19 protein-coding genes are annotated in these 21745 nt (G+C 64.3%); 10 read left to right on the top strand and 9 right to left on the bottom strand.

What is annotated here, in order from left to right:
- Positions 1-47: 47 nt before the first annotated feature.
- Entirely contained in the window at positions 48-599 is a 552-nt protein-coding gene (locus ACYP01_RS23260; RefSeq protein WP_003942617.1) for a TetR/AcrR family transcriptional regulator, read from the top strand.
- Between the two features lie 102 nt (positions 600-701).
- A complete protein-coding gene (locus tag ACYP01_RS23255; RefSeq protein ID WP_459682691.1) occupies positions 702-2273 on the top strand; it encodes a GMC oxidoreductase in 1572 nt (523 codons plus the stop codon).
- 66 nt (positions 2274-2339) lie between these two features.
- Here the strand turns inward: ACYP01_RS23255 and ACYP01_RS23250 are convergent, their stop codons facing one another.
- The 5 genes from ACYP01_RS23250 to ACYP01_RS23230 all read right to left on the bottom strand — a co-directional run bounded on the left by ACYP01_RS23250 (position 2340) and on the right by ACYP01_RS23230 (position 9186).
- Positions 2340-4445 (bottom strand): 3-hydroxyacyl-CoA dehydrogenase NAD-binding domain-containing protein, encoded by a 2106-nt coding sequence (locus tag ACYP01_RS23250; RefSeq protein ID WP_007732875.1) that lies wholly within the window; start codon positions 4443-4445, stop codon positions 2340-2342.
- A complete protein-coding gene (locus ACYP01_RS23245; protein ID WP_003942598.1) occupies positions 4446-5666 on the bottom strand; it encodes a thiolase family protein in 1221 nt (406 codons plus the stop codon). It abuts the gene before it with no gap.
- Between the two features lie 161 nt (positions 5667-5827).
- Positions 5828-7117 (bottom strand): HRDC domain-containing protein, encoded by a 1290-nt coding sequence (locus tag ACYP01_RS23240; RefSeq protein ID WP_459682688.1) that lies wholly within the window; start codon positions 7115-7117, stop codon positions 5828-5830.
- An 11-nt stretch (positions 7118-7128) separates the two neighbouring features.
- On the bottom strand, positions 7129-8535 hold the full coding sequence (locus ACYP01_RS23235; RefSeq protein ID WP_003942594.1) for a WS/DGAT/MGAT family O-acyltransferase: 1407 nt from the start codon (positions 8533-8535) through the stop codon (positions 7129-7131).
- Between the two features lie 60 nt (positions 8536-8595).
- Complete coding sequence (locus tag ACYP01_RS23230) at positions 8596-9186, bottom strand: DUF3000 domain-containing protein (RefSeq protein ID WP_003942604.1); 591 nt, start codon at positions 9184-9186, stop codon at positions 8596-8598.
- A 168-nt stretch (positions 9187-9354) separates the two neighbouring features.
- Here ACYP01_RS23230 and hemE point away from each other — a divergent pair, with 168 nt between their 5' ends.
- The 7 genes from hemE (at position 9355) to ACYP01_RS23195 (ending at position 16621) form a co-directional block, all read left to right on the top strand.
- On the top strand, positions 9355-10452 hold the full coding sequence (gene hemE, locus ACYP01_RS23225; protein WP_459682686.1) for a uroporphyrinogen decarboxylase: 1098 nt from the start codon (positions 9355-9357) through the stop codon (positions 10450-10452).
- Complete coding sequence (locus ACYP01_RS23220; RefSeq protein WP_214925288.1) at positions 10449-11810, top strand: protoporphyrinogen oxidase; 1362 nt, start codon at positions 10449-10451, stop codon at positions 11808-11810. The genes hemE and ACYP01_RS23220 overlap by 4 nt, the downstream gene beginning before the upstream one ends.
- Before the next feature lie 4 nt (positions 11811-11814).
- Complete coding sequence (hemQ, locus tag ACYP01_RS23215) at positions 11815-12510, top strand: hydrogen peroxide-dependent heme synthase (protein ID WP_003942644.1); 696 nt, start codon at positions 11815-11817, stop codon at positions 12508-12510.
- A gap of 54 nt (positions 12511-12564) precedes the next feature.
- The gene (locus tag ACYP01_RS23210) at positions 12565-14841 is read left to right on the top strand and encodes a molybdopterin guanine dinucleotide-containing S/N-oxide reductase (RefSeq protein WP_459683048.1); all 2277 of its coding nucleotides are present in this window, start codon (positions 12565-12567) and stop codon (positions 14839-14841) included.
- An 82-nt stretch (positions 14842-14923) separates the two neighbouring features.
- Positions 14924-15397 (top strand): YbaB/EbfC family nucleoid-associated protein, encoded by a 474-nt coding sequence (locus tag ACYP01_RS23205; protein WP_223304570.1) that lies wholly within the window; start codon positions 14924-14926, stop codon positions 15395-15397.
- Entirely contained in the window at positions 15390-15701 is a 312-nt protein-coding gene (locus ACYP01_RS23200; protein WP_003942588.1) for a hypothetical protein, read from the top strand. The genes ACYP01_RS23205 and ACYP01_RS23200 overlap by 8 nt, the downstream gene beginning before the upstream one ends.
- Entirely contained in the window at positions 15701-16621 is a 921-nt protein-coding gene (locus ACYP01_RS23195) for a WXG100-like domain-containing protein (RefSeq protein ID WP_003942627.1), read from the top strand. Before ACYP01_RS23200 ends, ACYP01_RS23195 begins: the two co-directional genes overlap by 1 nt.
- A gap of 54 nt (positions 16622-16675) precedes the next feature.
- Here the strand turns inward: ACYP01_RS23195 and msrB are convergent, their stop codons facing one another.
- From msrB to ACYP01_RS23175, 4 genes are read right to left on the bottom strand one after another with little or no spacing between them, the layout of a single operon-like run.
- Positions 16676-17107, bottom strand: coding sequence for a peptide-methionine (R)-S-oxide reductase MsrB (gene msrB, locus ACYP01_RS23190; RefSeq protein WP_003942631.1), 432 nt, complete (start codon positions 17105-17107; stop codon positions 16676-16678).
- Positions 17108-17116: 9 nt separating this feature from the next.
- Positions 17117-18400, bottom strand: a complete 1284-nt coding sequence (locus ACYP01_RS23185; protein WP_276117386.1) for a glycosyltransferase family 87 protein — start codon at positions 18398-18400, stop codon at positions 17117-17119.
- A gap of 60 nt (positions 18401-18460) precedes the next feature.
- On the bottom strand, positions 18461-20014 hold the full coding sequence (locus ACYP01_RS23180) for an alpha/beta fold hydrolase (RefSeq protein WP_459682681.1): 1554 nt from the start codon (positions 20012-20014) through the stop codon (positions 18461-18463).
- A 19-nt stretch (positions 20015-20033) separates the two neighbouring features.
- Positions 20034-20783, bottom strand: a complete 750-nt coding sequence (locus ACYP01_RS23175) for a pyrimidine reductase family protein (RefSeq protein WP_459682678.1) — start codon at positions 20781-20783, stop codon at positions 20034-20036.
- A gap of 43 nt (positions 20784-20826) precedes the next feature.
- On the opposite strand from ACYP01_RS23175, the gene zapE reads away from it, so the two are divergent.
- Positions 20827-21745, top strand: a 919-nt coding sequence (gene zapE, locus ACYP01_RS23170; protein ID WP_459682676.1) for a cell division protein ZapE, incomplete at its 3' end; no start/stop codon positions are given.

Here is a 21745-nt window from a genome sequence, read left to right as displayed (position 1 = left end):
TGGACCGCGTTTCTCAGTGTTCCGTTTCGGTGGGCAATACTTTCCTCGTGCGATCACAGCAGAAGATTCTCGGCGCCGCCCTCGGACTGATCGAAGGTGGCGGATTCGAGGCTGTGAACATTGCCGCAGTCGCCACCGCGGCCGGTGTCTCGCGCCAGACGGTGTACTCGATTTTCGGCACACGTGAAGAGGTCGTCTCCCAGGCGATGGGCGGTCTCGCTGTCGAGGTTCTCGGGGAGATCACGGCACAGGTGGAGTCGGTCGACACGGCGTGTGACTACGTCGTCGAATTCATCGTTGCCGCGCGAACTGCCGTGCGTGCTCACCCGGTGCTCGCGACTCTGCTCCTCGCCGAGCGGGGAAACCCTGTCTTCGATCTCGAAATGATGAGTCGAGCAATACCTTTCGCTGGTCAGATGCTCACCCCTATGGTCGAACGTGGCCTCGCCACCGAGGCGGAGTTGGATGAGATAGTGGAAATTGCCGTGCGACTGGGGCTTTCGGTTGTTGCATTCGACAGTGACCTCGTACATTCCGACGACTCCTTGCGGGCCTTTCTCTCGAGGTGGCTCGGGCCCGCAATCCGGTCGACCTCGTAGTTCCTTGCCTGCTCCGCCAAAACCTTGACACTCGAGCGTCAGAGTGTCTAGTTTTGGCGTGCCCGGAATTCTCTGGCGACATTCTTCGAGGGAGCACCAGTCATGTCCGGAGTGAAACGTAGATCGTTCTTAGCCGGTACGGCCGCCGTGGGAGTCGCGATGATGGCGCCACGCACTGCCAGGGCTGCAACAGGGATTCCGCTGACACGTGAAGTGCACCGTGTCGTGGTTATCGGATCGGGGTTCGGCGGCGGGGTGACGGCACTTCGCCTGGCCGAGGCGGGGGTTCCGGTCACTTTGCTGGAGAGAGGGATTCGGTGGCAGACCGGGCCGAATGCCGAAACTTTCCCGCACCCCGCCAGCCCGGACAAGCGCATCCTCTGGCATCAGTCCAACCCGACTCTGTTCGGCAGGCCGGCGATCTTCGAGCCATACGCGGGTTTGTTGGAGACGGTGACCGGTGAGAACATGACCGCGATCTGCGCAGCCGGTGTGGGCGGCGGATCGCTTGTGTACCAAGGGATGACGCTGCAACCGGAAGAAGCGGTCTTCAACACGCACTTTCCGGAGGAGCTCGATTACGCACGAATGGGCCGCGTCCATTACCCGCGGGTGGCGCGGATGCTGCATGTGGAAACTGCACCAGACGAACTGATTTCCAGCCCGAACTACGAGGCGGCACGTGTATTCGCGCGTAACGCAGCGCGTTCCGGTCTACCCGTGTCGAAGATTCCGATGCCGATCGACTGGAACTTCGCGTTGGCCGAATTGAGGGGTGAGATGAAGCCGTCTTACACCAACGGTGACGGCGCGCTCGGTGTCAACAACGGTGGCAAGCATTCGGTGGATGTCACCTACATTGCGGCTGCGGAAGCGACCGGATTGGTGAATGTGGAGACTCTGCACCAGGTCACCGATGTCGAGCGGGCCGCCGACGGACGGTGGCGCGTGTACGTGGACCGGACCGACATTTCCGGCAAGATTCTCGAGAACAAGATCTTGACGACGGATGCGCTCGTGATGGCTGCAGGCAGCATGAACACCACCAAACTCCTGGTCCGCGCCGCGGCAACGGGGCGGATCACGGATCTGCCGGACGAGCTCGGCGCAGGGTGGGGGACCAATGCCGATCGGATCTACATCTGGTCGGATCTCGCCGAGAACTTCGGTGCGACGCAGGGCGGGCCGGTCGTCTACGGCAGCCGGAACTGGGACGACCCGCATAATGCGTTCACCGTCATTCAGGCGTCGTTCCCGCCCGTTGCGTTCGACGCTCACAGCACGGTGGTGGTCGGATTCGGTGTGAGCCGCGACCGAGGTCGGTTCGTGTACGACTCGGCGCGGGGTGAGGCGGTGCTCCGTTGGCCGAAGGACGGGGATTCGGCGATCCAGCAAGGCCACATCGGGCCGGCCGCCCACCGGATCGCGGCAGGAGGACTGCTCACCGACACGAACGCGTTACTGCCGTCCACGTGGCATCCTCTCGGCGGTGCCTGCATGAACTCGGTGTGCGATCTTGATGGGCGGGTTCTGGGCCAGCGGGGGTTGTACGTGCTCGACGGCGCTCTGCTGCCGGGAAACTCCGCTGCGTGCAATCCGTCGATGACCATCGCCGCCGTCGCGGAGCGTGCGCTCGAGAACATCGTGAAAGACGATGTGGGAACCCTATTCTGAACCTGCGCAAACGCCACGGACGGCGTACCCGAAGGCACGCCGTCCGTGACGGGTCGATCGACTGACTCAGACGCTGGCAACACCAGGCGCGAGGAAGCGCTTGCCGTTGACGGCCTCGGAGGTGCCGGTGCGGTCCAGGTACGGCGTGATGCCGCCGTTCCAGAATCCGAATCCGCCGCCGAGCAGCAGGCAGAGGTCGATGTCCTCGGCTGCCGCTACGACGCCCTCGTCGAGCATGATCTGAATTTCCTCGGCAAATGCACGACGTGTGCGCTCGAGGACCTCTTCCGAAGTTGACACCTTGTCACCCTGCGGCCACAGTGCGGCGACCTCGGGGTCGACGGCCTGACCGTTCTCGCCCCAGGTCCACACGCCGGGCTTGCGGGCCTCGACGAGTGCTTCGAGTCCGGGTGAGCTCTTGAACCGGTCCGGGTACGACTCCTGCAGGGTCTCACCGGTGTGCAGTGCCACTGCGGGTCCGACGAGGGCCAGCAAGGTGAACGGCGACATGGGCATGCCGAGTTCGGCGATGGCATTGTCTGCGACGTCGAAGGGGGTGCCTTCGTCGACGGCGGACATGACCTCACCCAAGGTGCGGGTGACGAGGCGGTTGAAGACGAAGCCGGCCTTGTCGCCGCAGAGGACGGCGGACTTCTTCAACGACTTCGCGGTGGCGAAAGCCGTTGCGAGAGTGGCATCATCGGTCTTGCTGCCCTTGATGATCTCGAGGAGGGGAAGAACGGCCACCGGGTTGAAGAAGTGGAAGCCGACCACACGCTCGGGATGCTCGAGGCCGGACGCCATCTCCGTGATGGAGAGCGAAGAGGTGTTGGTGGCGAGGATGGTTTCGGGAGCGATGAACTGCTCGAGTTCCGCGAAGACCTTCTTCTTGACGTCCATGTTCTCGAAGACGGCTTCGATGACGAAGTCGGTCTTGGCGAACGCGGCCTTGTCGAGGGAACCGGAGACGAGCGCCTTGAGGCGGTTCGCAGCGTCGGGGGACAGGCGTCCCTTGCCCTGGAGCTTCTCGATCTCGGTGTGGACGTAGCCGACACCCTTGTCGATGCGTTCCTGGTCGATGTCGGTCAGGATGACCGGCACCTTGAGCTGGCGGACGAAGAGCAGCGCGAGCTGGCTGGCCATGAGGCCGGCGCCGACGATGCCGACGCCGCTGACCTTACGAGCGAGCGAGCGGTCGGGTGCTCCGGCGGGACGCTTGGCGCGCTTGTTCACCAGATCGAAGGCGTACAGACCAGCCCGGAGCTCGTCCGTCAGCAGAAGATCGGCAAGAGCCTCGTCCTCGGCCGCGAAGCCCTTGTCGAGCGAGGCGGCATCGGTGATGTCGGTGCTGCGAGCCAGTTCGAGCAACTCGACGGCCTTGACGGCGCCGGGAGCGTTGCCCTTGGTCTTGCCGTCGACGATCGCCTTCGCACGAGCAATCGCGTCGTCCCAGCCCTGGCCACGATCGATCTCGGGGCGAGCGGGGGTCACTGTGCCGGCGAGGACCTGCGACGCCCAGGCGAGGGACTGCTCGATGAAGTCGGCAGAGTCGAGAACGACGTCGACGACGCCGAGTTCGAGTGCCTTCTTGGGGGAGAGCACCTTGTTCTGGTTCAGCGAGTTCTCGATAACCACGGTGACGGCGTTCGACGGGCCGACGAGGTTGGGGAGCAACTGCGTTCCGCCCCAACCGGGGACCAGACCGAGGAATGCTTCCGGAAGACCCAGTGCGCCCGCATTGGCGGCAACCGTGCGGTAGTGGCTGTGCAGTCCGACCTCGAGGCCGCCGCCCAGAGCGACACCGTTGATGAAGGCGAACGTGGGAACGGACGACTCACGCAGGCGTCGGAACACCTTGTGACCCAAGCGGCCCAGCTCGAGTCCCTGCTCACGAGAGGTGATCGCGGGAACACCCTTGAGATCCGCGCCGGCGGCGAAGATGAAGGGCTTGCCGGTGACGGCGATGGCAACCGGGTTGGCGGCAAAGGCTTCGTCGAGGGCGGCGTCGAATGCTGCGAGTCCGCCGGGACCGAAGGACGACGGCTTGGTGTGGTCGAAGCCGTTGTCGAGGGTGATCAGTGCAAACGGGCCCTCGATGCCGGGGACCGAGATGATCTTCGTGTAGGCGTTCGTCACGACCTCGTCGGCGAATGCTGTTGCAATATCAGACATTTAGTTGACTCCTGCCTGGTAGTCAGCGTGGTTCGGGTTCTCCCAGATGACGGTGCCGCCCATGCCGAGGCCGATGCACATGGTGGTCAAGCCGTAGCGCACGTCGGGACGCGTCGCGAACTGGCGGGAGAGCTGCGTCATCAGGCGAACGCCCGAGGAAGCGAGAGGGTGGCCACACGCGATGGCGCCGCCCCACTGGTTGACGCGCGGGTCGTCGTCGGCGATTCCGTAGTGCTCGAGGAACGCGAGGACCTGAACGGCGAACGCTTCGTTGATCTCGAAGAGTCCGATGTCCTCGATCTTGAGGCCGGTGCGTGCCAGCAGCTTCTCGGTGGCGGGAACCGGGCCGATGCCCATGACGGCGGGGTCGACGCCCTGGTAGGCGAAGCCCACCATGCGCATGCCGACCGGCAGGCCGAGCTCGGCTGCGGTGTCCTCACCGGCGAGCAGTGCTGCGGTGGCACCGTCGTTGAGTCCGGCTGCGTTACCGGCGGTGATGCGTCCGGCCGGGCGGAACGGCGTCTTGAGCTTCGCGAGATCTTCGACGGTGGTTCCGGGGCGCGGCGGCTCGTCTTCGGTGGCCAGACCCCAGCCCGCGGAACTGCGGGTGGCGACGGGGACCAGGGTGTCGGCGATGAAGCCGGCCTTCTTGGCAGCGTCGTACTTGTTCTGGCTGTTGACGGCGTAGGCGTCCGTGCGGTCCTTGGTGATGGTCGGGAACCGGTCGTGCAGGTTCTCGGCGGTGTTACCCATCACGAGGGCGCTCGGGTCGACCAGGCGGTCGGCGAGGAAACGCGGGTTGGGGTCTGCGCCCTCACCCATCGGGTGGTGACCCATGTGCTCGACGCCACCGGCGATCACGACGTCGTACTGGCCGAAGCCGATGCCCGACGCGGTCGTGGTGACGGCGGTCATCGCGCCGGCACACATGCGGTCGATGGCGAATCCTGGAACGGTTTCGGGGAGACCGGCGAGGATCGCAGCGGTGCGGCCGATGGTCAGGCCCTGGTCGCCGGTCTGCGTGGTGGCTGCAACGGCAACTTCGTCGATCCGTGCGGGATCGAGCTGCGGGTTGCGGCGAAGCAGCTCACGAATCGCCTTGACGACGAGATCGTCTGCGCGCGTGTCGGCGTACATGCCTTTCGGGCCGGCCTTGCCGAACGGGGTGCGAATGCCGTCGACGAAGACGACGTTGCGTTGGTTGTTTGTGGATGGAGCCACGCGAATTCCTCCTGATGGAGCTGCCCACCGCACCGAAGGGCGGTGAGACGTTGGTTCGGCGATCACGGCCAGGCGTCCGGCCTCGTATCGAGCGTACTACTGCCCATTACTGACCGGTAACTTAACGTGCCGAATTGCTCCAACCTCACACCGGGGTCAGGTCAGGATTCCGGCTCTTCCACTTCGGGCTCGGCCGGGACCACGGAGTTCAGTGCCTCGGCGAGGACGGGAACGGTCAAAGTGCGTTGCCAGCCACGTGCGCCACCGGAAGTGAGCTTGGTCTCGATCGCACTCTCGACTTCGGCGATGTCCGAGTCGGGTTCCAGTTTCCAGTCCCAGCACAGGCGCCTGACCAGGTCGGGTTGGAGCAGATTCTCCACGGGCACCGAAACCTCTTTGCTCAGGTCCGACAGTGCTGCGCGCGCCGCGGTCAACCGATCAGCCGCCGCTGGATCCTGGCGGGCCCAGCGGCCGGCAGCGGGCGGCCCGACGATGGGCGGGGTTTTCGGCGGAAGCTCGCTGTCGGGGAGCTTCCGCGCGGCTTCCAGTGCGTCCATCCAGATACGCGAATAACGGCGTTGACGTGGTCCGCCGAAGACGGGAAGCGAGCGGAGCGCGTCCAGCGACCGAGGATCTTTGAGAGCGGCATCGATGATCGCGGAGTCAGGAAGAACCCGACTCGGAGACACGTCGCGCTTGCGTGCGAGATCCTCGCGCGCCTGCCACAGCGCCCGTACTGCCGCCAACTGGCGGGTGGTCTTGAGTGAGGTGATGTGCGACGTACGACGCCAGCGGTCCGGTTTGGGCTTGGGCGGGCCGGCCAGACGGATGTACTCGAACTCTTCCTTCGCCCACTCGAGCTTGCCTTGGGATTCGAGTTCGGCTTCCATTGCGTCGCGCAGTTCGAGAAGCACTTCGACGTCGAGGGCGGCGTAGTTCAACCAGGCGTCCGGCAGCGGACGTGTCGACCAGTCCGCAGCCCCGTGACCCTTGCGAAGTTCCACTCGCAGGGTTCGTTCCACGATCGCGGCGAGTCCGACTCGCTCGAACCCGGCCAGTCGTCCGGCCAGTTCGGTGTCGAACAGTTCGGCCGGCGTCAGGCCCAGTTCGGCGAGGCCGGGGAGATCCTGATCGGCAGAGTGCAGCACCCATTGCAACGGGTTGATCACCTCGGCCAACGGCTGCAGGTCTTGCGCTGTCGGAATCGGGTCGAGAAGGAACGATCCTGCTCCTTCGCGTCGAAGCTGGATCAGGTACGCCCGTGCCGAATAGCGGAATCCGGATGCGCGCTCGGCGTCCACGGCGAGCGGGCCGTGGCCGGAGGCCAGCGCGGCCGCGGCGGCGGCGACACCGGCGGCAGTGGTGATGACGTCCGGAACTCCGTCACGCGGAACGAGCAGCGGAACTACGTCGGAGGTGGGCTCGGTTGCATCATCGGTGACTTCGGACATGGTCACTGACTCTACGTCGCAGTCGGGGCCGGGGTTGTCACCTCAGCGTCGAACAGTTCGTCGAGTGCGGCTCCGAAACCTTGCGCGAGCTGGTCCAATTCGGGTGCCAGATCGGAGCAACTGACGATGCCGACGTCGAGTTTTCCGTCGAGAGACATCACCGTCACGTTGAGACCTGCCCCGTGAAAGATCGGGCCGAGCGGGAACATTCCCTTGATCTGGGCACCGAGGAAGTAGAGCGGGACCGGTGGTCCAGGCACATTCGACACGACCAGGTTGGACACGACGGGGTGACGCTCGGCGAGTTTGAGCGACGAGTACACGCGCATGGCGGCGCCGAACACCGCCGGCGAAGCGAACTGCGACCAGTCCTGGAGCATGTTCGCGCCCAGAGCCTCGTTGTGGTTCTTCGAGGTGGCGTTGTAATCGCTGATCGCGTGCAGGCGTTCGACCGGATCGGCGATCTGGGTGCCGAGTTGCGTGAACATGCCCGAGATCTGGTTCGTGCCCGGACGATCGGATTTGCCGTGGACCGACACCGGCACCATGGCGACGAGGGAGTCCTCCGGCAGCTCGTCCCGGTCCTCCAGATACTTACGCAGTGCCCCGGCGCAGAGCGCGAGAACCACGTCGTTGACCTTGACGCCGTGACGGTCCTTGACGGCTTTGACCTTCGCGAGATCGAGTTGGCTGAACGCGACGTTGCGGTGACCGGTGATCGCGCCGTTGAACGAGGTCCGCGGCGCGGTGAACGGAGCAGGCATCGCTTCACCCTTTCGCGCACGTGTCACCCACTTCGGGAGCATGGCGATTCCGCCCGGGACCAGACGGGCAATTCTTGCGGGCCGGGCGATGACGGCCATGAGTCCGCCGATCGCGATGTCCAGCGTTCCCGCGTCGCCCGCACCCTGTGCTGTGGGATCCACGAGCGCCGGTGAATCCGGTTCGAGACTGCACAGCTGAGCCAGGATGTTCGCGCCGGTGACACCGTCGGCAGCGCTGTGATGGATCTTCGACATGACGGCGATCTGTCCGTCGGCAAGTCCCTCGATGACCCACATCTCCCACAGCGGTCGGGAACGATCCAGCGGTTGGCTCGCGATGTGTCCGGCGAGCTCTGCCAGTTCCGCGTGTGTGCCGGGAGCAGGTACCGCGGTCCGATGGCAGTGCCGCTCGATGTCGAAATCGTGATCGTCGACCCACACGGGGTAGTCGAGATTGAGACGGGAATCTTTGAGTTTGCGCCGGAAGGTCGGCATGGTGGCCATTCGCGAGTCCAACTCGCGAAGCAGCTTCCGGTAGTCGTAGCCGCCCGGGATGGTCGTGGGGTCGAGCAGGACAAGTCCACAAACGTGCAATAGCTGGGTCGGTGTTTCCAAGTAGAGGAAGGTCGCGTCGAGTCCGCTGAGACGTTGCATGACTCATTCTAGAACAGGTTCTAGTATTTTTCCGGGGGAATGCTCAAACGAGTGACAGAGTCAGTCGTTCTGCCGCGACAGCGTGGTTATCCCGGCAGGCGGAAGCCCCGCCGCGTACGCGAGAACCTCGCAGAAAGCCTCGACGTGGTGAGCCAATTCGGACGAAGTTGCAGTCCAGGACGCTCGCAACTCCAGTTGATGGGCTCGCGGAGGCCCGGCGATGTCGCCGTACCGCACGGAAGTTGTAGCTGTGACCGTACCGCCCAGGGCCACAAAAGGTTCCGGTCCGGCCTCCAAAGCGTCCACCAGCCAACTCCAGGCTACTTCGGGAAGTAGTGGATCCGCGGCGACGGCTTCGTCGAGATCGGCCTGGATGTACGCCACCAACCGCATGGTGCCGTTCCACGCCTCGTCGCCGTCCGGATCGAACAACAGGATCAGGCGGCCGAAAGCGTCACCTTCGGACTGCTCGGCCACGACGTCGGAGTCCGGGTGGAGAACCTCGGCCCCCACCGCGTGGCTGTACGGAGCGAGGCGCTGCGGCGGGCGGATGGGACCGACCTCTATCTCGGGCCGAACCCGCGCAGCGGTCATCGCCTCCACGGCGGCACGGAACTCGGCCGGGTCGGCTGTCGATCCGGATGTCGTCACAGGTCAGGACGTTAGTCGGGGATGCGGGCGGGGAGGTGGAGGCGCGCCGACCGAGTGTGGCTCGGGTGTGTGGCCGCTCACGAACCGCTCGGGTGTCCGATCCCGAGTGTGGGACGTGGCAGCATTGAGTCGATCGAAGACACACGTTGGCGGAGAGCGCGAGGACTGATGAGCGGGTTGGACAACATGAATTCAGGCATTACCGGGCCGGCGGAATACAGCGCTCGGCGAGTCTTGCCCGACGCACCGTTGCTTGCCGCGGCGACCGGACGCACTCCGAGTCGACGGCCGGTGTGGTTCATGCGTCAGGCCGGGCGTTCGTTGCCGGAGTACCGCGAGATCCGCGCCGGGATCGGCATGTTGGAATCTTGTTTCGATCCGGCGCTGGTCTGTGAGATCACGATGCAACCGGTGCGCCGTCACGACGTGGACGCGGCAATCCTGTTCTCGGACATCGTCGTTCCACTCAAAGCCGCAGGAATCGATCTCGACATCGTTGCCGGCGTCGGACCGGTGGTCGCCAATCCGATTCGCTCCATCGCCGACGTTGCAGCACTTCCGCGACTGGTCCCCGAAGAGGTAGGCGCAATCGCGCAGGCCGTTCGGCTTCTCACTACCGAGTTGGGCTCCACGCCGCTGATCGGCTTTGCCGGAGCGCCGTTCACTCTGGCGTCGTATCTGGTCGAGGGTGGTCCGAGCCGGAACCACGAGAAGACCAAAGCGCTCATGCACTCCGATCCGAAGACCTGGCACGCGTTGCTCGGAAGTTTGGCCGACACCACGATCTGCTTCCTGCAGGCGCAGCTCAAGGCGGGCGTCGACGCGGTCCAGCTGTTCGACTCGTGGGCCGGCGCGCTCTCGCTGGCCGATTACCGGGAATTTGTTCTCCCGCATTCCGAGCGAGTGTTCGCCGAGGTTGCCGCTGCCGGCGTCCCGCGTATCCACTTCGGTGTCGGCACCGGTGAACTTCTCGGCGCGATGGGGGAGGCAGGCGCCGACGTCGTGGGTGTCGACTGGCGGATTCCGCTCGACGTCGCGGCTGGTCGTGTCGGTCCGGGTAAGGCGCTGCAGGGCAATCTCGATCCCGCCGTACTGTTCGCGGGCCCCGAGGTGATCGATCGTGAGGTGCGCCGGATCGCCGCCGAAGGGGACCGCGCGATCGAGGCCGGTGCCATCGGCCACATCTTCAACCTCGGCCACGGAGTTCTTCCCGACACCGATCCCACGGCGATCACCTCGGCGGTGGAGCTGGTGCACTCGCTGTGACGACCAATCGGCCGTCGGTCGCGGTGATCGGAGGAGGAATCTCCGGTCTGGTTGCCGCGTACCGGCTTCGGCGCAGTCTGGGCTCCGAAGCGGACATCACGATCGTCGACGACTCACCGCGACTGGGCGGGAAGCTGCGAACGATTGATCTGGGCGGTGGCCCGATCGACATCGGTGCCGAGGCTTTCATCGCCCGTCGGCCGGAAGTTCCTGCGCTTCTCGCCGAGCTGGGTCTGACCGATCAGATCGTCTACCCTGCGGGGCTGAGCCCGTTGATCTGGTCTCAGGGATCACTGAATCGGTTGCCCACCGGAACCCTGATGGGAATCCCGGCATCGGCGGAGTCGGTGAGAGATCTTGTCGACGAGCAGACCCTGGCTCGCATCGCCGCCGAGGCCGGCGTCCCGCTGGAGTGGACCCGCGGTTCCGATTGCAGTGTTGCCGAACTGGTTTCGCAGCGATTCGGTGATCAGGTGGTCAGCCGATCGGTGGATCCGCTTCTCGGTGGGGTGTATTCGGGGCTGGCGGAGACCATCGGCGTGCGTGCAGCTTTGCCGACACTCGCTGCGGCCCTCGATGCGGGCTCTCGGAGCCTCACGGATGCAGTCGCAGCCGCATTGCCGACGCCTGCACCGGGGCCGGTGTTCGGAGCGCTCAGAGACGGGTACGGCATCCTGCTCGATGCGCTGCAGCAGGCCGCCGACGCGACCTTCGTCCGCGGCGAGGCTTCTGGGTTGCGCAGCGACGGGGCTGGTTGGAACGTCGATCCGCTCGGAAGCGTCGACGCGGTGATTCTGGCCGTCCCGGCGCCGCGCGCAGCGGCGCTGTTGGCCGGAGTCGATGCGGATGTTGCGAGTACCGTCGCTCGGATCGAACTGGCGTCGTCCGCGGTGGTGGCGCTCCGGTTGTCCGGGCAGGTCGAACTTCCGCAGAATTCAGGGATCCTGGTAGCCACCGACGCCGACCTGACCGCCAAGGCGTTCACGCTGTCGAGTCGAAAGTGGACACACCTCGCTGATCGCGGTGAGCACCTCGTTCGGGTGTCGTTCGGTCGATTCGGTGCATCGGAGATCGTCGACCGGTCGGATGGCGAGTTGATCGACTTCGCGCGCGCCGATCTCGAGACCGTGACCGGAATCACCGAGGAGCCAGGCGCGACCTTCGTACAGCGGTGGCACGGAGGTCTTCCCCAATACGCCCCAGGTCACACGAAAATCGTGGCTGAAATCGAGTCCGGGATGACGCAGTTCGACGGCCTCGCCCTGGCCGGGTCGTGGCTGCACGGCGTCGGGGTTCCGGCGTGTGTCGCAGTCGGCACGACGGCGGCTACACGGATATTCGAGCGAGTGGCACGATAGACCCATGGCACGCCTTGATTTCGACAAACTGAACTCTGAAATCCGCTACCTCATGTTCTCCGTGTTCCAGGTGGAACCCGGTGTGCTGGGCGATGATCGGGAAGCTGCGGTCAAGGACGCCCGCTTGTTCTTCGAGGGTCTCGAAGACAAGGGCGTCGTGGTTCGCGGGATCTACGACGTCGCCGGCTTGCGCGCCGACGCGGACTTCATGATCTGGACCCACGCGGCCACCATCGAGGAACTGCAGGCCGCGTACGCGGATTTCCGTCGCACCACCGTCCTCGGACAGGCCAGTGCTCCCATCTGGAGCAACTCGGCGGTGCACCGCCCCGCGGAGTTCAACAAGAGCCACGTGCCCTCGTTCATCGCGGGTGAGGATCCGGGCGACTACATCTGCGTCTACCCGTTCGTCCGCTCGTACGAGTGGTACCTGCTCCCCGACGAGGAGCGTCGCAAGATGCTCGCCGATCACGGTATGGCTGCTCGTTCGTACAAGGACGTTCGCGCCAACACGGTCCCGGCCTTCGCCCTGGGGGACTACGAGTGGATTCTCGCGTTCGAAGCACCCGAGCTCATTCGTATCGTCGATCTGATGCGCGATCTACGTGCCACCGAAGCTCGCTTGCACGTTCGCGAAGAGGTGCCGTTCTTCACCGGCCCGCGCGTGGACATCGAGAAGCTGGTCCTTTCCCTTCCCTGATCTGCTTCGAAAGTAGTTCCTGTGACAACTGCACCGAACCGGCGTCGTCAACACATGTCCCATTGGGGAATGTTCACCGCCGAATCGGTCGCCGGCGAGGTGACCGCCGTGCATCCGTACGAGGGTGATGCGAATCCTTCGCCGATGCTCGGGAACCTCGCCGGTTCGGTGCGCAGTCGGGCTCGTGTTTCGGGCCCGGCGGTGCGTCGGGGTTGGCTCGAGAACGGGCCGGGTCCCAGCGACCGACGTGGAGCCGACGAATTCGTCTCGGTCTCCTGGGACGAACTGACCGAACTCCTCTCGCGTGAACTGCGTCGCGTGGTCGACGCGCACGGAAACAACGCGATCTTCGGCGGCTCGTACGGCTGGGCCAGCGCCGGCCGATTCCATCACGCGCAGAGCCAAGTTCACCGATTTCTGAATCAGCTGGGTGGATACACCAAGTCAGTTCACAGCTACTCGCTCGGTGCCACCGGCGTCATCATGCCGCGTGTGGTCGGAACGCACTGGAAGTTGTTCGCGCGCTCCACGTCGTGGGACGTCATCGCGAAGCACTCCGATCTCCTCGTCTCGTTCGGGGGAGTGCCGATCAAGAACACCGGAGTCAATGCCGGTGGTACGAGTGATCATCCGACGCGCGGGGCGCTCGACGCGTTTCGTGCCCGCGGCGGAAAGATCGTCTCCTTCAGTCCGTTGCGTGACGACGTCGAGGGTGACTGCGAGTGGATCGCACCCGTTCCGGGAACCGACGTTGCAATCATGCTTGCCCTGGCGTTTGTCCTGGCGTCGGAGGACCTGCACGATCGCGATTTCCTGGGCCGTTTCTGCGTCGGTTACGAACGCTTCGAGGATTACCTGCTCGGACGTTCCGACGGTGTACCGAAGGATCCGCGCTGGGCGCAGAAGATCTCCGGTGTGTCGGCGGAGTTCATCACCGACCTGGCTCGGAGAATGGCGTCTGGCCGGACGCTGGTGACCGTCACGTGGTCGTTGCAACGCATCAAACACGGTGAACAGGCACCGTGGATGGGCGTGACACTCGCAGCGATGCTCGGCCAATTCGGGCTTCCGGGTGGAGGTTTCGGGCACGGCTACGGTTCGATGAACGAGCCGGGTCTGGCTCCGGTGCCGTATCCCTTGCCGACCTTCTCGCAAGGTGTGAATCCGGTGTCGGATTTCATTCCGGTAGCCGCGATTTCCGACCTGCTGCTTTCGCCCGGGGAGGAGTTCGATTACGACGGCCGACGCTTGACCTATCCCGACATCCGGTTGGTCTACTGGGCCGGTGGCAATCCGTTTCACCACCATCAGGATCTCCCGAGGCTGCGACGGGCATTTGCGCGTCCGGACACGATCGTCGTTCACGATCCGTACTGGACGCCGATGGCCCGCAACGCCGACATCGTTGTCCCGTCGACCACCTCGCTCGAACGAAATGACCTGAGCTGCACTCGAAACGACCCGCTTCTGGTCGCGATGCAGCAGGTCGTTCCACCTTTCGAGAACTCGCGTGACGACTACGACACGTTTGCCGCTCTGGCTTCTGCGCTCGGATTCGGGGAACAGTTCACCGAGGGGCGATCCTCACAGGAGTGGATCGAGCATCTCTACGGTCAATGGCGGCCGTTCGTCGATGCAGACGGCGGCAACACACCGACGTTCGAGGATTTCTGGGCAGAAGGGCACTACCGGATGCGAACCGAAGACAACCTCGTGCTCTTCGGTGACTTCCGTGAGAATCCCGAGAAATATCCGCTCTCGACTCCGAGTGGGAAGATCGAGATCTTCTCCGAGACCATCGAGTCCTTCGGCTACGACGACTGCGCCGGCCATCCGCGCTGGTACGAGCCCGACGAGTGGCTGGGTGGACCGCGAGCCTCGCAATTCCCGCTTCACTTGATCGCCAATCAGCCCAAGACGCGTCTGCACAGCCAACTCGATCACGGCTCTGCGAGCCAGGCGTCGAAGATTCAGGGACGCGAGCCGATTCGTATGCACCCCGATGCAGCGGCCGCGCGCGGCGTCTCGGCAGGAGACGTGGTGCGGGTGTTCAACGATCGCGGGGCGTGCCTTGCTGGTGTGATCGTCGACTCGGACTTGCGGAGCGACGTCGTCCAACTTTCCACCGGTGCCTGGTACGACCCGCTCGATCCTGCCGATCCCGACTCTCTGTGTGTGCACGGCAATCCCAACGTTCTGACACCGGACGTCGGTACGTCGTCACTCTCGCACGGGTGCACCGGCCAGCACGTTCTGGTGCAGATCGAGAAATTCGACGGGGCCCTGCCGCCGGTCAAGGCGTTCGATCCGCCCGTGCTTCGTTCACGCTGACGGAACCGATCGGCCACCTCTCGCGTCGAACCTCGTGAGCGCCTGAATCAGGTGTCACGATCTATCGAAGGTGGGGGCCATCGTGAGTGCAGCGGATGTTGGTTCGATGCGGGGGCAAGTCGAAGTACTTCGGGCTCAGATCGATTCGATGCAGCACGTTCTGTTGGAGCGGACTCGATCGCTGGCGGACTTGCAGGAGAGGATCGCTCGAGCGACGGCGAGCGCGCGTTCGAGTGACGGCAGCGTGGAAATCGTCGTCGACGCCTCGGGGGCGGTGGTGGGAGTCGATCTCTCGGGGAGTTCTTACGCCAAGCATTCGCCGGCAGCGTTGGGGAATCTGATCCTGGCTACGGCCGCGTCTGCGGCAGAAGACATACGCCGACAGGTTGCCGAGATGACGAAGCCGCTCACGGAGGCGGCCGGAATCGACTTGCCGGACCTGGTTCCGGGCGTGCTCGGATTGCGCGAGATTCTCGAACCTCGTCCGAGCTCCACACCGGCTTCCTGCGACGAGAACTGGGACCGCACCGTTCTGAGGAGCTCCGGCAATGTCTGAACTGGGCGTGAATGTGGCCGCGATGAAAAGTGCTGCACCAGCCTTCGCGGTGGTCGCTGCCGATCTCGACGAGGCGCGGAGCGCTCTCGACGCAGTGGTCGCCGCCGAAGAGGGTTGCTGGGGCACTGACCAGTTCGGATCCGCATTCTCAGGCGCATATGTTCCCGGTGCTGAGTCAGCGGTCGGTGGGATGACGCTGGTCGCGGGCGCGCTGCGCGAATTGACCGCCACGCTGATCGAGATCACCGATCGTTTCGAATCGATCGACACCTCGCTTGCCGACGACATGGCGGGTGGGCTCTGATGGGACTCGAGATTCCAGGCTGGTTACAGGCGGTTGCGTCGGTCGCGGTGGGCAGTGACTGGCCGCAAGGAGACGAAACGGCACTGTGGAGGTTGGGTGATGCCTGGTCAGGCGCGGCTGATCGGATCGAGGCTTCGGCCGCTGCCGGTGGTTACGGATTGCAGGCAGTACTGGCATCGATCGACGGTCGAGCCGGCGACTCGTTGTCTCGGTATTGGTCGGAGGCCGGGGGAGTTGCGGAGGTCTTCGAGCGGTTGTCCTCTGCCGCGGCCGAACTGGGTCAGTCATGCACCGATACCGGCACGGACATCGAGTACACCAAACTGTCGATCCTCGCGGCGCTGGGCGCACTGGCGCTCGAGATTGCCGCCATGGTGGCGGCTGCTGTCCCGACACTGGGTGTCAGTACCGCCGGGGTCGTGGCGGCTGAGGTCGCAACAACACTCACGGTCCGAATGTTGTTGCAGCAATTGTTGATACGAGTGATCGAGGCTGCGGCAGTGGAAGCTGCCGCAGCCGTCTTCTCCGGCCTCGCCATTCAACTCGGGCAGATGACGATGGATCATCGCCAGTCGATCGACGGTGGCAAGGTCGTGACCGAGGGGCGCGACGGTTTCATCAAGGGACTTGCGAACGGAGGGTTGAAGACGACGCCGGATCGTGTCGGCCCTGACCCGAACCCGCTCCCGACCGGTTCGAGAGTGCAGGAGATCGCGCGGGGCGCCTTCGACGACGCGGTGTCGGGAGCGTCCGCTGCGATCGTGACGAAGGAAGTCACGGGCGGCGACGCCTCGTTGACTGACATCACTTCCGGCGCGATCGGTGGCGGGATCGGTTCCGTCAAAGACGGACTTGTCGCTCGCAACGAGGACCTGAATGCGGCCGGTCTGAGCCCGACTGCGCTGAACTGGGACTTCTGAGTTGAAAGTCTCGAATCGTGGGCTACCAGTGACACGGGGTAGCCCACGACCTGGCTACTGAGCGGGCTTGAGGACCAGCGAGATCGAGTTGATGCAGTACCGCTGATCGGTCGGCGTCGGGTACCCCTCACCCTCGAAGACGTGACCGAGGTGGCTGTGGCACTTCTTGCAGATGACCTCGACCCGGCGCATTCCGAGTGAGCTGTCTTCCTTCAGGATCACGGCATCCGAATCCGCCGGATCGAAGAAGGACGGCCACCCGCAGTGCGATTCGAACTTCTCGGTGCTGCGGAACAGCTCGGCTCCGCACGCCCGGCAGGAGTAGACACCTTCCGTGGTGGTGTCGGTGTACTCGCCGACGAAGGGACGTTCGGTGCCGGCTTGGCGCAGGACGGCGAACTCCTCCGGCGTCAGTTTTTCGCGCCACTCGCTCTCGGTGTACGTGACCTCAGGTGTGCTGTCGATGCCATCGTGTGAAGAACTCATGCCTCCACGCTAATGCTTTGTCGCCGTTTCGGCTTCGTCGGCAGGTGAGACGGTATCGATTGGGGGATCGAGGAGGTAGGCGGGATCGATTCCCCGATCCAAGCGGCCCTCTCGACGCGCGACCAGATACCGGTATCCGAGGACACAGAAGATCACGATCAGCAGAAGGCTCCAGCCGAGGGTGCTCTTGGTGTATTCGGCCGCCCGGCCGAAGGTCGGCCAGCGGTTCGACCACCAGCTGTCGAACGTCATGAAGCCGTAGACCGCAAGCCACGCCGGCCAGTTCCGCATGACCGAGTTCTTGAGTACCACGGACATCAGGAGCGGGAGCAGCATCATCGAGTAGTACATCTGGCCGAGCGAGGGCAGCAGGAACGACGCGGTCATGATCACACCGGTCGCGGTGGTGAGGAAGAAGAGTTCGTCGTTGCGGTAGTAGCGGTACAGAAGCCAAAGAGAGACGACGACCATGGCGGCCAACACGACGCGCAAGAGCAGGATCAACCATTCGGGCAGACCGAAGTAAGCGCCGTTTCCGACAATCGAACTGTTGAAGTAGTCACGAGATTCGAGCAGGTACGGGACGGTGCGGCGGACGAAGTCCATCGGATCCGACGCCAGCGGCCATGCCACGACCGTGAGAATGAACGGGATGCCCAGGGCGGTGACGAACACCTTCCACTGACCGCGAACGAGTGGCAGCAGGAGCAGCGGCGCGAGCGTGGGTTTCACTGCGATGGTGAGACCGATCGCGGCGCCGGCCCACAGATCCTTCTTGCGCATCAGCAACAGGAGGAAGGCAACTTCGCCGAGCAGGACGAGGCCGTTGATGTTGGTGAACACCAACGTGTTGGTGACCGTCTCCGACATGAACGCGCCGAGCACCAGAATCGGCGCCGCGATGGAACTGATCGTCAGGTCGAACAAGCGCAACAGCAGGTAGAGAGCCACGAGAATGGCGACGGCATTGACACCGATGAACAGCCACCGTGAGCGCTCGGGATCGAGGATCGCCAGGGGTGCCATCAACAAGGAACCCGATGGTGGGTACAGGTAATGGGGGTCTACGGAGTTGAAATCTGCGGTGTAGACGTCGCGCCCGTTCCAGAACGCCAGCGCGGCGTTGTAGACCGGTCGGAAGTCATCGGTGATGGCGCCGTTGACTGCTGTGACGATGACACGATTGAGCACTGTCATCACGGCGATCGGCCACAAAACGAAGTTGACGACTTGTTGGGTTGTCCGCCCGGTACGCGGCTCGAGCTGTCGAAGGAACACTTCGGCACGGTACACCGGAGCAGGGTGTGATCGGGGGATGCACCCCTTTTCGGTCGTGGTGGACGAGCGCCCGAGTCAGGCCGGGCACACGCTTCCGTTACTGGGCAGGGAGGCGTCGCTGAGGTAGAGGCGCATCGCCTGTTGAGCGCAGGTGGATTGTGCCGCGGGGTGACCCGCACCTTGCCAGTCCAGAGTTGCGAAGCGCGATCCTGCATTGGTCACGACGCCGGTGACGGTCGAGAGTCCGGAGTTCCCGACGGCCGGGTCACCCTGACCGCTCAGCACGAGGACTGGGGGCTTCAACTGATTCGGCAGGGGAGAGTTGGCGGTCGACGGCCAGCTGGCGCACGCCAGCAACCCGAGCGCGGCTTCTTGCCCGAACACCTGATAGTTGGTGCCCCACGTGTTCGCAAGCTCGCGCGCACGCCCGATGCCCGGCCATTGCATGCCGTCGGTGCATCGTCCGATGAACTGGCCGTCGCCGTCCACCTCGTTCTCCGCCCGGGCGGCGCGCTCTCGAATCGGTGAAGCGTTGCCGGTACCGAGCGCGGACAGAGCGTCGGACAGTGAGCGGGTCTCCTGCTCACGGTTGGTTCCGGCAGTCCACAGGCTCGCCGAAATCGCGTTCGACACCGCAGCGGCGGACAGCGGCTGGAATTCATCGGCTCGAGCGCGCTCCATCAAGTCCGTGACCGATTTCTTCGGATCAGGTCCGAGCGAGCACCCCAGCGCCACACATCGCTGAGCGAACGCGGTCAACGCGGCTTCCTCGCCCTGCACGCGACTCTCTGCCTCGGTGGCAGCGTCGGTGGCCACCGGAGCGGGAGAATCGAGGATCAACCTCGCGAGGTTGTTCGGGTGGGCCGCCGCATAGCTCAGCGCGATGTCCGAGCCGGACCCTGCCGACCACAGAGCGATGGTCTCGACGCCCCACCGTGTACGTAGAGCGTCGATGTCCTCGGCTGCGGAGTCGGCGCCGAACTTCAGTTCTTGAGGGTCGAGGTAGTCCGTGCAGGCAATGGTGGCGTCGTGACCGAGGGCGGCGACCGCATCGGCGGCGTCACCGGTGGAATCCGCGTCGAACTGGCCCAGATCGTGAAGGCCGCGCCGAATTTCCGGCGTCATGCAGTCGATTGCGGTGGACCTGTCGATTCCGCGTCGATCGAGGGCAACCACGGGATGTTCGGCGAGAACTGTGTTCAGGCCGGATGCGGCGAGCATGGCCAGAGAGTTTCCCGACGAACGATCGGTGCCCGATGTGAACACGATCGGATACGCGTCGGCAGGCGTCGACGAGGTCCGAGCGCGGGTCAAGCCGGCAGTGAAGTTGCCGTCGATGGCGCCGGTCACGTCGATGGGGGCATTGAATTCCGCGCATTCGAGAATGACGCCGGCGCTCGACGCCGCGAGAGCCTGGTCGGCGAGTGACGTGCCGGTGCAGTCTCGCCACGGTATGTCGTCGGTCGGGACGCCGGGGTCGACCGGCGGCGCATCGGGCGACGGTCCCTCGCTCTGGGCAGGGCTGCCGTCGGTGCGGCCTTCGACCGCGACGGCGGGCCGAAGCGACGGCCCGGCGCCGCACGCACAACACGTCGCGAGGACGACGGCCATCAAAGCAACTCTGCGCATGCCGACCAGAGTGCCAGGTTCACCGACGTGGCTGCTGACGAACCCATCGAGTGAGGATCGTGCCGTCCGAATCGCCGAGAATGTGAGCGGGACGCATCGACGTGGGCATTGCATTGGGGGAGAGCGAGATTCGGCCGACTTTGCTCCCCACCAGTTGAGGTGAAGTGGTGATGCAGAGTTCGTCGACGGCATTGTCCTCGATCAACTGCCCGAAAAGTGACGGCCCGCCCTCGCACAGCACGCGACGGAGCTTGCGAGCCGACAATGCCCTGTCGATGTCGCCGCTGGTGACGTTCGGCGAGTCCGTCACCTCCACCTGCGCTCCGGCAGATCTCAGCGCCGAAATTGCCACGGAGTCCGCGTCGCGACCGACAACAAGGATCGGTGGAACTTCGGTGTCGCGAAGGAGTCGGCTTTCGGGGTCGATCGACGCGTGCGCCGAGACGACGAGGATCGGTGGGACCGGAGCGAGGCCGCTCGCCTTTCGTCGCTCCCGAGCTGCGTCCGAGACCTGCACACCCCCGTAGTTCTCGGCTCGCGCTGTGCCTGCGCCGACCACGACGACGTCACAGAGTTCGCGCAAGATCCCGAATACCGACTTGTCTGCCGGTGTGCCCAGTCCACCGCTCACTCCGTCGACGGAGACGCACCCGTCAATGCTGGAAACGAAGTTCACGCGCATCCAGGGTTGCGAGAGGTTCTCCGGATAGGCGTACAGGCTGCGGAGTTCGTCTTCGTGGCCTGGTGTGAAGTAGGTCGCAATATCCATACGGTGCACATGAGAGATCACATCACGTAGATACCCTTGACGGATGCATGAACGTCTTGTCGATCGCAGCCCGGTGGTACCCGCCGATCAACTGGTAGCTCAAATGGTGCCTCCCGCAATGTTCGACGAGGTGAGTTTTGCGTCCTACATTCCTGATCCGAAGGAACCGAGCCAGGCAGCCGCTGTCGCCAAGGCCGAGGAATTCTCCAAGCGCGTCACCAAGATCCGTAGTGGTGGACGCCGTGGATTGTTCGGCAAGAAGACCCAGGCGACCGGCGCCGGCCTGTACCTCGACGGTGGATTCGGTGTCGGTAAGACGCACTTGCTGGCATCGATCTTCCACAGCGTTCCGTCGCCGAAGGCGTTCGGAACCTTCGTCGAGCTGACACACGTCGTCGGCGCTCTCGGCTTCAACAAGGCTGTCGAAGCGCTCGCCGACCACAGTGTTCTCTGCATCGACGAATTCGAGCTCGACGATCCGGGCGACACCATGCTCGTCTCCCGCCTCCTCTCGGAGCTTTCCGCGCGCGGCGTGTCCATCGTCGCGACGTCGAACACGCTTCCCGGCCAGCTCGGTGAGGGTCGCTTCGCCGCTCAGGACTTCCTGCGCGAGATCAAGAAGCTCGGCTCGATCTTCGAGACGATTCGCGTCGACGGCCCCGACTACCGTCACCGTGACCTTCCGCCCGCGCCGGAGCCCATCTCGTCGGAGGAATTGGTTTCTCGGGCCGACGCCATCGACGGTGCCACGCTCGACAACTTCGACGAGCTGTGCAAGCACCTCAGCACCCTGCATCCGTCGCGGTACAACAAGCTTGTCGAGGGAGTGAAGGCGGTCTTCATCGACGGCGTCCACCCCGCAACGGATCAGTCGGTTGCACTGCGCATCGTGGTTCTCGCCGACCGCTTGTACGACGCGAGCATCCCGGTCACCGTCTCCGGCGCACGCCTCGACGAGATCT

Source organism: Rhodococcus sp. no. 34, assembly GCF_054589475.1.
Note: the sequence above shows the minus strand (reverse complement) of the source record. Positions and strands in the feature narration are given on the sequence as shown.